Annotated in this window: 9 protein-coding genes; 8 read left to right on the plus strand and 1 reads right to left on the minus strand. The window is 36.0% G+C overall.

Going from position 1 to position 12,381, the window contains the following annotated elements; all coding sequences use genetic code 11:
• The first annotated feature begins 265 nt into the window (after positions 1-265).
• From V7183_RS14645 to V7183_RS14665, 5 genes are all read left to right on the plus strand, one after another.
• Positions 266-1,492, plus strand: coding sequence for a S1C family serine protease (locus V7183_RS14645; RefSeq protein WP_097894548.1), 1,227 nt, complete (start codon positions 266-268; stop codon positions 1,490-1,492).
• Positions 1,493-1,564: 72 nt separating this feature from the next.
• A complete protein-coding gene (locus V7183_RS14650; protein WP_335359983.1) occupies positions 1,565-1,978 on the plus strand; it encodes a CoA-binding protein in 414 nt (137 codons plus the stop codon).
• A gap of 377 nt (positions 1,979-2,355) precedes the next feature.
• On the plus strand, positions 2,356-4,320 hold the full coding sequence (parE, locus tag V7183_RS14655; RefSeq protein WP_335359984.1) for a DNA topoisomerase IV subunit B: 1,965 nt from the start codon (positions 2,356-2,358) through the stop codon (positions 4,318-4,320).
• A gap of 1 nt (position 4,321) precedes the next feature.
• Entirely contained in the window at positions 4,322-6,745 is a 2,424-nt protein-coding gene (gene parC / locus V7183_RS14660; protein ID WP_335359985.1) for a DNA topoisomerase IV subunit A, read from the plus strand.
• 187 nt (positions 6,746-6,932) lie between these two features.
• Positions 6,933-7,961 carry an oxidoreductase gene (locus tag V7183_RS14665; RefSeq protein WP_335359986.1) on the plus strand — a complete coding sequence of 343 codons (1,029 nt, stop codon included), beginning with the start codon at positions 6,933-6,935 and terminating at the stop codon, positions 7,959-7,961.
• A 191-nt stretch (positions 7,962-8,152) separates the two neighbouring features.
• Here the strand turns inward: V7183_RS14665 and V7183_RS14670 are convergent, their stop codons facing one another.
• Complete coding sequence (locus tag V7183_RS14670) at positions 8,153-8,797, minus strand: TetR/AcrR family transcriptional regulator (RefSeq protein WP_335359987.1); 645 nt, start codon at positions 8,795-8,797, stop codon at positions 8,153-8,155.
• Positions 8,798-8,934: 137 nt separating this feature from the next.
• Between V7183_RS14670 and V7183_RS14675 the strand changes: the two genes are divergently transcribed.
• The 3 genes from V7183_RS14675 (at position 8,935) to V7183_RS14685 (ending at position 12,288) form a co-directional block, all read left to right on the plus strand.
• Positions 8,935-9,828: an ABC transporter ATP-binding protein gene (locus V7183_RS14675; RefSeq protein WP_335359988.1), complete on the plus strand. Its 894-nt coding sequence runs from the start codon at positions 8,935-8,937 to the stop codon at positions 9,826-9,828.
• Positions 9,821-10,627: an ABC transporter permease subunit gene (locus V7183_RS14680; protein WP_097894555.1), complete on the plus strand. Its 807-nt coding sequence runs from the start codon at positions 9,821-9,823 to the stop codon at positions 10,625-10,627. The genes V7183_RS14675 and V7183_RS14680 overlap by 8 nt, the downstream gene beginning before the upstream one ends.
• A gap of 398 nt (positions 10,628-11,025) precedes the next feature.
• A complete protein-coding gene (locus V7183_RS14685) occupies positions 11,026-12,288 on the plus strand; it encodes a dicarboxylate/amino acid:cation symporter (protein ID WP_335359989.1) in 1,263 nt (420 codons plus the stop codon).
• Positions 12,289-12,381: the final 93 nt, after the last annotated feature.

Consider the following 12,381-nt stretch of genomic DNA (forward strand, 5'->3'; position numbering starts at 1 on the left):
GCCTTTTTCTGCCACATGTAAGGGTGAAAACAAAGGGAGAATGCGAGAGCAGGTTATGTCTTATTCTGCATAACAGCAACTTATATGTTGAAAATATAGTACATTTACACTCTCTTTTGCGGATGAAATGTAAAAATGATAACTTTTTTGTCTACAATAATAAATAAGAGTATTTTTTTAATTGGATTTCACGATGAGTTCACAAGGAGGACACAAAGCGTGACTATACTAAAAATACGAACTCAGCAGAGAGGGGAAATAAAACATGGGATATTATGACGGACCAAATATGAATGAAGAACGCAGTGAAACAAGAGAAGTTAGAAAATCTGGTAGTAAGAAAGGCTATTTCTTTACTGGTTTAGTGGGGGCTGTGGTTGGAGCGGTTACTATCAGTTTTGCAGCACCATATATGCCTTGGAATGACGGAAATGGAGTCTCACCAGTATCTTCTAATTCTAAGGTAGAAGGAACTATGGTTCCTGTTGTAAATAAAGCAAAAAATGAAACGGATTTACCAGGCATGATTGAAGGAGCAAAAGATGTTGTTGTAGGCGTCATTAACATGCAACAAAGAGTAGATCCATTCGCACTAGATCAAGCAGGCCAAGAACAAACAGCTGGAACAGGATCAGGTGTAATTTATAAGAAAGCTGGAAATAAGGCGTACATTGTAACAAATAACCACGTAGTAGAGGGAGCAAATAAACTTGCAGTAAAACTAAGTGATGGTAAGCAAGTTGATGCAAGATTGGTTGGGAAAGATCCTTGGTTAGATTTAGCTGTTGTAGAGATTGACGGATCTAATATTAATAAAGTTGCAACGTTAGGCGATTCAAGTAAAATTCGTGCTGGTGAACCAGCAATTGCAATTGGTAACCCACTAGGCTTTGATGGCAGTGTAACGGAAGGAATCATTAGTAGTAAAGAACGTGAAATTCCAGTTGATATTGATGGTGACAAACGTCCAGATTGGCAAGCACAAGTTATTCAAACTGATGCAGCGATTAACCCTGGAAATAGTGGCGGCGCATTGTTTAACCAAAATGGTGAGGTAATAGGTATTAACTCTAGTAAAATCGCACAACAATCGGTAGAGGGAATTGGATTTGCGATTCCAATTAACATTGCCAAACCAGTAATCGAATCTCTTGAAAAAGACGGAACAGTAAAACGTCCAGCTCTTGGTGTTGGTGTTGTCTCACTAGAGGATGTGCAAGGATACTCTCAACTAAAACTTCCAAACGATGTAACAAGCGGTGTTGTTTTAGGAAAGGTTTATCCAATCTCACCAGCAGAAAAAGCAGGATTACAACAATATGATGTTGTGGTAGCATTAGATGGTCAAAAGGTTGAAAATGCACTTCAATTCCGTAAATACTTATATGAAAAGAAAAAAGTTGGCGATAAAATTGAAGTTACATTCTATCGCAATGGTGAAAAAATGACGAAAACAGCTACACTAGCAGATAACTCTCCTGCTAAGAATTAATAAAGAAAGTCTCTTTCGTATTGAAAGAGACTTTCTTTATCGGCTATACTAAAAGAATAGGAGGGATGTAATATGACAATTGAAAACCCAACTCGTACGGAAATTGGTGAAGTATTGAAGAATAGTAAAACCATCGCGGTTGTTGGATTATCTGACAAGCCAGATCGTACATCGTATATGGTTTCAAAAGCGATGCAGGATGCTGGGTATCGTATTATTCCAGTTAACCCGGTCGTTGATGAAGTACTGGGAGAAAAGGCGGTTTCTTCCTTAAAAGATATTAAGGGACATGTTGATATCGTAAATGTATTTCGTCGCTCTGAATTTTTAATAGATGTGGCAAAAGAATTTGTAGAGATTGATGCTGATGTTTTTTGGGCACAATTAGGACTACAAGATGAAGATACATACGAGTTGTTAAAAGAAAAAGGCTATACTGTTATCATGGATCGTTGTATTAAAGTAGAACACGCGATGACGAGGTAGTATAGACATTTGTAAATGAAAGGTCGATTCAGCTTTCGTTCACACTTAGGAGCTGAGCGGATGAACGAGTTGTTCATCATGAGATTTTTTAAAGGCTGTTTTTGAGGATGATTACTTGTTATCCCGTTTTGGATACTTGTCATTTGGGTAATGATAAAATGGTGGAATGTGTGGTTTTGGAATACATATCCATTTCTCGTTGACAAACGATTATTTTTCTGAAATAGTAGCCTAGAGGAATCCTTGTACAAAAACAAGGATTTTTCTTTTGAAAATGGTATATAAAAGACATAACATAACTTGCCAAAAACATGGTTAAGGAGTTATTCTATAATAGAAACATATGTTCTGATTTAATTAGGAAAGGGGCAAGGAGTTTGGCGAAGCATCAATTTCAATATAACGAAGATGCAATTCAAGTGCTTGAAGGCCTTGAAGCCGTTCGAAAACGCCCGGGTATGTATATCGGGAGCACGGACAGCCGTGGATTGCATCATTTAGTATACGAAATAGTAGATAACTCCGTTGATGAAGCATTAGCGGGATTTGGCGACGAAATTTCTGTCGTAATACATAAAGATAATAGTATTAGTGTTATTGATAAAGGGCGTGGAATGCCTACGGGAATGCATAAGCTTGGAAAGCCAACACCTGAAGTCATTTTAACTGTACTTCATGCAGGTGGTAAATTTGGGCAAGGCGGTTATAAAACAAGCGGTGGTTTACATGGTGTTGGTGCATCTGTTGTAAATGCTTTATCAGAATGGCTAATTGTAACGATTAAACGAGATGGAAATATATATGAACAGCGTTTTGAAAATGGTGGTATTCCTGCAACAACATTAGAGAAAATTGGGAAAACAAAAGAATCTGGTACAGCGATGCATTTCAAACCAGATCCATCTATTTTCAGTACAACAAATTATAACTATGAAACGTTATGTGAAAGATTACGTGAATCTGCATTTCTGTTAAAAGGTATGAAAATCACTTTAAAAGATGAACGAAATGATTTAGAAGATGTGTTTCACTATGAAACAGGAATTGAAGCATTTGTTACGTATTTAAATGAAGAAAAAGATTCTATTCATCCAGTTGTATATTTTTCTGGTGAACAAAATGGAATCGAGGCAGAACTTGCATTTCAATTTAACGATGGCTATTCAGAAAACATTCTTTCATTTGTAAATAATGTGCGTACAAAAGATGGCGGAACACACGAATCTGGATTTAAAACAGCGATGACTCGTGTGTTCAATGAATATGCTCGTAAAGTCTCTCTATTAAAGGAGAAAGATAAAAACTTAGAAGGTACAGATATTCGCGAAGGGTTAGCTGCCATTGTTTCTGTGCGTGTGCCGGAAGATTTACTGCAATTTGAAGGACAAACAAAAGGAAAGCTTGGGACAAGTGAAGGGCGTTCTTCAGTAGATGCAATTGTGTCGGAACACTTAGCATACTTTTTAGAAGAAAATCCTGATGTAGCAACACTTCTTGTGAAGAAAGCAGTCAAAGCAGCTCAAGCCCGTGAAGCAGCACGTAAAGCTAGAGAAGAAGCTCGTACTGGTAAGAAGAAAAAACGTTCAGAAGGAACTTTGAGCGGGAAGCTAACACCTGCACAATCACGTAATCCACAAAAGAATGAATTGTATTTAGTAGAGGGTGATTCTGCCGGTGGTTCTGCGAAGCAAGGCCGAGATCGTCGTTTTCAAGCAGTCTTGCCATTACGTGGTAAAGTAATCAACACGGAAAAGGCAAAGCTTGCTGATATTTTCAAGAACGAAGAAATTAATACGATTATTTATGCAATTGGCGGCGGTGTTGGAAACGAATTTTCTGTTGAAGATATCAACTATGATAAGGTTGTAATTATGACTGATGCTGACACAGATGGTGCTCATATTCAAGTGTTACTGCTTACGTTCTTCTATCGTTATATGAAGCCGTTAATCGAAGCGGGTAAAGTATTTATTGCTCTTCCACCTTTATATAAAGTAAGTAAAGGAAAAGGAAAAAGCGAAGTCATTGAATATGCATGGTCAGACGAAGAATTAGATGGTGTAACGAAAAAGGTCGGTAAAGGATATATACTGCAGCGTTATAAAGGTCTTGGTGAAATGAATGCCGATCAGCTATGGGAAACAACGATGAACCCAGAGACACGTACGTTAATTCGTGTGAAAATTGATGATGCAGCAAGAGCGGAGCGCCGCGTCACAACGTTGATGGGTGATAAAGTAGAGCCTCGTCGTAAATGGATTGAGCGGAATGTACAATTTGGTATGCAAGAAGAAGGAAATATTTTAGAAAATGAAATGATTATGGAGACGGAGGTGGAATAACATGCAAGCAGAGAAGTTTCATGACCTCCCGCTTGAAGACGTGTTAGGTGATCGCTTTGCACGTTACAGTAAATATATTATTCAAGATCGCGCGCTTCCAGATGCGCGTGACGGTTTAAAACCGGTACAACGCCGTATTTTATACTCAATGTATGTAGAAGGAAACGTACATGATAAACCGTTCCGTAAATCAGCTAAAACAGTTGGTAACGTTATTGGTAACTATCACCCACATGGTGATTCCTCTGTATATGAGGCGATGGTACGTTTAAGCCAAGATTGGAAAGTGCGTAACGTCTTGGTTGAAATGCACGGAAATAATGGTAGTGTTGATGGTGACCCAGCGGCAGCGATGCGTTATACAGAAGCTCGTTTATCGCCAATTGCCTCTGAGTTACTGCGCGATATCGACAAAGAAACAGTGGAATTTGTATCAAACTTTGATGATACAAGTGAAGAACCAGTTGTATTGCCAGCGATGTTCCCGAACCTACTAGTAAATGGTTCAACAGGGATTTCAGCTGGTTACGCAACAGAAATTCCACCGCATCACCTTGGTGAAGTGATTGATGCTACAATGATGCGTATCGATAAGCCAAATAGCTCTGTAGATGACCTATTAACAGTTATTAAAGGACCTGACTTCCCAACAGGTGGTATTATTCAAGGGATTGATGGAATAAAAAAAGCGTATGAAACAGGAAAAGGGAAAATCATCATTCGCGGAAAAGCAGAAGTTGAAACAATTCGTGGTGGCAAACAGCAAATCATTATTACAGAAATTCCATATGAAGTAAACAAGGCGAATCTAGTAAAGAAAATGGACGAATTACGTTTAGATAAAAAACTAGATGGAATAGCCGAGGTTCGTGATGAAACGGATCGTACAGGTCTTCGTATTGTTGTGGAATTGAAAAAAGAGGCAAATGCTGAAGGGATTTTAAATTATTTATATAAAAATACGGATTTACAAATCCCTTATAACTTTAATATGGTAGCCATTAACAATCGTCGCCCAACACTTATGACATTACCGAAAATTTTAGATGCGTATATTGGGCATCAAAAAGAAGTTGTTACACGTCGTTCGGAGTATGAGTTGCGAAAAGCGGAAAATCGCCAACATATCGTAGCGGGTTTAATGAAAGCATTATCGATTTTAGATGAGGTTATTGAGACAATTCGAGCATCTAAAGATAAACGTGATGCGAAAAATAATTTAAGTGCAACATTTGGATTTACAGAAGCGCAAGCAGAAGCAATTGTATCTCTGCAACTGTATCGTTTAACAAATACAGATATTACCGCACTAGAAAAAGAAGCAGAAGAACTAGAAAAGAAAATTGCAGAATTACAAGCGATTTTACAAAGTGAGAAAAGGCTTCTTCAAGTCATCAAAGCAGATTTAAAGAGAGTAAAGAAAACGTATAGTGATAATCGTCGTGCTGTCATTGAAGAAGAGATTGAAGAAATTAAAATTGATGTGGAAGTTATGATTCCACAAGAAGATGTCATCGTTACTGTAACGAAAGAAGGGTATGTGAAACGAACAGGATGGCGTTCACATAATGCATCGAACGGAAAAGACTTCGGTATGAAAGAGGGTGACATCTTACTGGAACGTTTCGATACAAATACAACAGAAACAATTCTGTTATTTACGAATAAAGGAAATTATATTTATCTTCCAGTGTACGAGATGCCGGATATTCGTTGGAAAGACTTAGGACAGCACGTTGCAAATATTGTTTCACTTGAACGAGATGAGACCTTAATTTGGGCAACCGTTGTACCGAACTTTGAGGAAGAAAAACGTTTTGTTGTGTTTGTTACGCGAAATGGTATGATTAAGAAAACGGAACTAAATCAGTATAAAGTTCAGCGCTATTCAAGAGCGTTTGTTGCCGTAAACTTGAAAAAAGATGATGAAGTTGTAGATGTATTTGCAACAGATGGAACAAGTGATATTATTCTTGCAACACACGGTGCATATGCACTTATTTTCAATGAAGAAGAAGTAAGTCCAGTTGGTGTAAGAGCAGCTGGTGTAAAGGGAATTAACTTAAAAGAAGATGATTACGTTGCTTCTGGTAAACCGTTAAATGGTGAAAAAGATCAACTGATCCTCGTAACGCAGCGAGGCGCAGTTAAACGATTAAAAGCCTCCGAAATTGAAAAATCAACAAGAGCGAAGCGGGGACTTGTAATTTTTAAAGAGCTAAAGCGTAATCCATATCGCATTGTCGGTATTGAAATTGTTCGGGATGATGAACTTGTTTACATGAAAACAGAGAAACAGATTGTAGAAGAAATAGATCCAAAAGCATTTCGTAATAAAGACCGGTATAGTAACGGTAGTTTAGTCTTAGATGTTAGTGATACTGGTGAAGTGGTTGAGACGTGGACGAAAAAGCGGATAGAGTGAACTGTTAATTCATATTAAAAATATTTAACTTATTAGAGAAAGGCATGTTTCATAGGGACATGCCTTTCTTTTTTTGTAGTGGAAAATGTAATCCAATCAAACAGAAGTAGTGAAGCAAAAAGTTAGGTCTATAAAAGAAAACTTGTTATAATAATCGTGAAATCGTTCTCATACATGGAGGAAATATATGAAAAGAATAGGTGTAGGGATTGTAGGATTTGGATTTTCTAGTACGACATTTCACATCCCTTTATTACAAACGATTGATGAATATGATATTCGTGCGATTGTCTCATCGAAAGAAGAGGTAGTGAAACAAGCGTTACCAACTGTGCATGTTGTTCATACGATTGGAGAATTAGTAAAGCGAGACGACATTGATCTTGTTGTCATTACATCGCCAAATACAACACATTTTCCCTTTGTAAAAGAGGCTATTGTACATGGGAAACATGTTGTTGTAGAAAAACCATTTGTTGTTTCAACTGAAGAGGGAGAAGAACTCATTGCCTTGGCGAAAAAACATGATGTAGTTGTGAGTGTATATCATAACCGTCGTTTTGATAATGATTTCTTAACAATAAAGAGGGCAATTGAAGAAAAAGAAATTGGAAATGTGTATACATATGAAGCGCATTTTGATCGCTTCCGTCCTCATGTGCGTGATCGCTGGCGTGAAAAGAATTTACCGGGGTCAGGGATTTTATATGATTTAGGATCACATTTGATTGACCAAGTATTACATCTATTTGGTAAACCAGATGCTGTTAGTGCAGATGTAGTAAAACAACGACCTGGAGCAGAAACCGATGATTATTTCCATATTGTACTTCACTATGGAGTGAAACGAATTATTTTACATAGTAGTAGTTACGTAAAACATGCAGGACCACACTTTCATGTCCATGGAGATAAAGGCTCAATTGTGAAATACGGTATGGATTCACAGGAAGAGCAATTGAAATCTGGTATGAAGCCAGGTGATATAGGATATGGAGAAGATCGTGAAAGTAATTTTGCAGTTTTAGAAACAGAAGAAGTAGTAAAACGTATTCCGACAGAAGTGGGTTGCTATGAAATGTATTACATAGGCATTCGAGATAGTATATTACATGGCGTGCAACCTCCTGTCACAGCTGAAGAAGGTTTACAAGTCATCCGGCTCATTCAATTAGCGATTAAAAGTAGTGAAACGGGTAGAGTTATCTCGCTATAATTAAAAAAGACACGATTTCGTGTCTTTTTTGCTTTCGAAAATGAAATATATGTTCCATTCTTATTTTCTTTAAACACTTTATATGTTAATGTGCTTACTGATACTTTGAATATTTGCCTGTAGCTTATACAGATTAATTTGTTTTGTAACATATGAATTTCATTTAAATGAAAGATAATCGGTGTGAAAAATTATTTTAATTTGTATAAATTAGTTGTATCCTCAGGGTTAGAAAGCCCATAGAAAAACATCGTAACAATATCTTGTATATGTTTTTCACGATCTTCTTCTAACAATTGTATTCCATAATCATCGCCTAGTTTACTAAACATTTGAATGTATAGTAAAATCATTTCTTTTGAAAGGTTAGGATTAATTTCATTTTTACGTTGTGCATTTTCTAATAGTTCTAAAAACCAAGGCAGGACTGTTTCGTTTTGATAACGATATATAAATTCGCGAAGTTCTGGGTCTTTTTGGATGACTTGCAACAGCATGTCAGGATGAAATAACCCGCCGCTTTCCATTTTTCTAACGATCATTTTATGCATCATTTCATGAAAAGGTATGTTTTCTGATGCTATTTCTTGATAGTATTGGAATTCAGTTGTCGCAAATTCTTGAATAAGTTCTCTAAAAAGAGCGTCTTTACTCCTAAAATGATTATAAATCGTCACCTGAGATACTTTCGCTGCTTTTGCAATATCCTCTATTTTTACTTCGTTAAATCCACGTTCTGAAAATAATAACAATGCGGCGTCTTTAATGGCGCGTTTTTTCTTTTCTTTCACTTTTTCAAACCCGTTCAATACAATCACCTCACCTAAAATATACAAGAAAATAAAGATGAAAACAATAATTTTGAAATATATACTTATAAAAATTTCAAAAAATTGTTGCTAATATAATTGGAGAGGAGTACAATGATTTTGAAATATACAACATAAAATATTTCAAAAAATGAGGTGGAATAATGATTTCAGTCCAAAATATCACAAAACAATTTTCAAATGGGAAAGGCTTATTTGATATTACCTTTCAAGTAAAAGAAGGTGAAGTTTTCGGCTATCTAGGGCCTAATGGTGCAGGGAAATCAACAACGATTCGTAATTTAATGGGATTTATAAAGCCAACAGCTGGCCATGCAGAAATTTTCGGATTAGACTGCTGGAATGACGCTGCGAAAATCCAAAGGGAAGTTGGTTACTTGCCAGGGGAAATTTCTTTTATAGAAGGAATGAATGGATTAGAATTTTTAAAACTAATGCAAGGTATGCGAGGATTGAAAGAAACAAAACGGCGTGATGAGCTTATTGAAAGATTGCAATTTGATGTGAAAACACCGATTCGAAAAATGTCTAAAGGGATGAAGCAAAAGGTGGGCATTGTTGCTGCATTTATGCATGATCCAGAAGTGTTAATTTTAGATGAACCAACATCAGGATTAGACCCACTTATGCAGCAAACTTTTATTGATTTAATACTAGAAGAAAAACAAAAAGGAAAGACAATCCTCATGTCATCACATATTTTTACAGAAATCGAGCGGACATGTGACCGAGTAGCAATTATTAAAGACGGGCGTCTTGTAACAGTTGAAAATATTCATGATTTACAGGGGATGAGAAGACAGGTAATGGATGTAACAGTGTCCTCTCAAGAGGAAATGCGGTCTTTACAAAAGACAAATTTACAATTTGAAACGGTGAAGGGGAATACAGCATCCGTTATTGTGCAGGGGAATTATCAGGAAGTATTACAAATACTTGCGCAATACAATGTAAAAGCACTTCAAACGAGAGCGATGGATTTGGAACATTTATTTATGCATTATTATGATGCGAAAGAGGGTGCAAAACATGAATAAACAGCTGTTTTTAGCTAGCTTTAAAGAAAATTCAAAAAGTATATGGAGTTATGCGATTGGCGCGGCTCTTTATTTATGGTTGTTAATTTGGATATTTCCATCACTCGTATCCGCAAAAGGGTTAAATGAACTAATAGGTGCTATGCCAGAGAGTGTGAAAAAAATAGTTGGTATGGAAACTTCGATTCAAAATGTAAGTCAGTTTTTAGCGGGTGAATACTATGGCATGTTGTTTATTATCATTTTGACGATTTTTAGTGTAACAGTTGCGACGCACTTAATGGCTCGTTATGTAGATAAAGGAGCGATGGCATATTTGCTTGCAACACCTGTATCTAGAGTGAAGATTGCAATAACACAAGCAGTAGTTCTTATTCTTGGGTTACTGATTATTACACTTGCTACGTACGGAGCTGGTGTATTAGGAGCAGAATGGTTCTTAAAAGACAATAATCTAAATCAAGAATTATTTTTCAAGATGAATTTAGTAGGAGGACTTGTATTTTTAGTAGTCAGTGCCTATTCATTTCTATTTTCTTGTCTATGTAATGATGAAAGAAAAGCTCTTAGCTATTCAGCAAGTCTAACCATTTTATTTTATGTATTAAATATGGTGGGGAAATTAAGTGATAAGCTAGAATGGATGAGAAATATATCATTATTCTCACTGTTCCGTCCAGAAGAAATTGTGGCAGGAACGTATAACATATGGCCGGTGAGTATTGGGTTAACTTGCGGTGCAATTGTTATTTTTATAGTAGCGATTGTGTCCTTTAAGAAGAGAGATTTGCCATTATAAATCGCGGTAACAAGATAAAAAGTTCACTAACCAAGTGGGCTTTTTATCTTGTTGTCTTAGAAAAAAGGGGATTTCAAAAAATTGTGATGACTGTTATTAAAACATTAGCTGTCTTTTTTGTGATTGGTATATATTTAATGTTTGCTCTTGTTTAAGAGGGAGGGTCTAAGTAGGCAGCTATTAAGCTGGCTACTTTTTTAGATGTGATCTAGAATTTATAAAATAATTAAGTATGTCATTATTTTATAATTGATATATACTATTTTCAAAAACGTCATAATAGTGTAACATAATATTGTGGTTTGAACTGAGTAACAAGGGGGCATATAAAAAGTTATATTCTATAATCGGTTTATGTAATTAAAGGGGAAATGAACAAAACAGGGGAGTCTAGACAGATGAGAATTGTAAAGAATTTAACATTCCAAGTTATTGTGGCAATTATTTGCGGTATTGCAGTAGGAGCAATTTGGCCTAGCGTGGGGCAACAAATGAAGCCGATTGGTGACACGTTTATTAATATGATTAAGATGGTCATTGCACCAATTATATTTTTAACGATTGTACTTGGCATTGCGAGTATGGGAAGTATGAAAAAAGTAGGGCGTGTTGGTGGAAAAGCGTTATTATATTTTGAAATTGTTACAACTTTTGCTCTTTTAATTGGTATTATAGTAGCGAATGTAGTACGTCCTGGTGATGGTTTAGACCCTTCTAAACTAAAGGGCGGTGATGTGTCACAATATGTGCAAAGTGGTCAGGAAATGAAATGGGTTGATTTCTTTTTACATATTGTACCGTCTAACATGTTTGAAGCATTTGCAAAAGGGGATATTTTACAAGTATTGTTCTTTTCTATTTTGTTTGGAGCAGGATTAACAATGCTTGGGAAAAATGGACAACCGGTTATTGATTTCTTTGATCGGTTATCTAAAGTCTTTTTTAATATTTTATCAATTGTTATGAAGTTAGCGCCGCTTGGAGCATTTGGTGGAATGGCATTTACAATTGGGAAATATGGTTTAAGCACATTAATTCCACTTGGAAAATTAATGATTTGCGTATATGCAACAATGGCATTATTTGTACTAATCGTATTAAATATAATTTGTAAGTTATATAAATTTAGCTTATGGAAATATTTATCCCATATAAAAGAAGAGCTACTTATCGTACTTGGTACGTCATCGTCAGAATCAGTATTACCTCGTATCATGACAAAAATGGAGCAGTTCGGGTGTTCAAAACCTGTAGTAGGTTTAGTCATTCCAACAGGGTATTCGTTTAACTTAGATGGAACAACAATCTATTTGTCAATGGCTACTATATTTTTAGCGCAAGTCTTTCACGTTGATCTTTCACTAGGCCAACAATTAACGATAATAGCTATTTTGTTAGTTACATCAAAAGGAGCGGCAGCAGTAACGGGTGGTGGCTTTATTGTATTAGCTTCTACTTTATCTGCTATGAACGTAATTCCGTTAGAAGGATTAGCACTTTTATTGGGTGTAGATCGATTTATGTCAGAGGCACGTGCCATCGTAAATTTAATTGGGAATGGTATCGCAACTGTAGTTGTTGCAAAAAGTGAAAATGAATTTAATGAAGAGCAATATGAACAGATCTTAAAAGGGATGCAACAAGAAAAAATAGCAGGATAAAAAAGTCAGCAATGCTGACTTTTTTGTTTTCGTAAGAAAGGAATTTTTAAATTTATACATTTTTTATTAGTAATAATTTACAAGAGATTTGTT

It is taken from the genome of Bacillus sp. JJ1127 (genome assembly GCF_036965845.1).
Taxonomy (GTDB): domain Bacteria; phylum Bacillota; class Bacilli; order Bacillales; family Bacillaceae_G; genus Bacillus_A.

Bases quoted from the DNA above. Each gene is read 5' to 3' on its own strand.
- V7183_RS14680 (WP_097894555.1), top strand. From the start codon at position 9,821: ATGAATAAACAGCTGTTTTTAGCTAGCTTTAAAGAAAATTCAAAAAGT.
- V7183_RS14645 (WP_097894548.1), top strand. From the start codon at position 266: ATGGGATATTATGACGGACCAAATATGAATGAAGAACGCAGTGAAACA.
- V7183_RS14685 (WP_335359989.1), top strand. From the start codon at position 11,026: ATGAGAATTGTAAAGAATTTAACATTCCAAGTTATTGTGGCAATTATT.
- V7183_RS14650 (WP_335359983.1), top strand. From the start codon at position 1,565: ATGACAATTGAAAACCCAACTCGTACGGAAATTGGTGAAGTATTGAAG.
- parC (WP_335359985.1), top strand. From the start codon at position 4,322: ATGCAAGCAGAGAAGTTTCATGACCTCCCGCTTGAAGACGTGTTAGGT.
- V7183_RS14675 (WP_335359988.1), top strand. From the start codon at position 8,935: ATGATTTCAGTCCAAAATATCACAAAACAATTTTCAAATGGGAAAGGC.
- V7183_RS14665 (WP_335359986.1), top strand. From the start codon at position 6,933: ATGAAAAGAATAGGTGTAGGGATTGTAGGATTTGGATTTTCTAGTACG.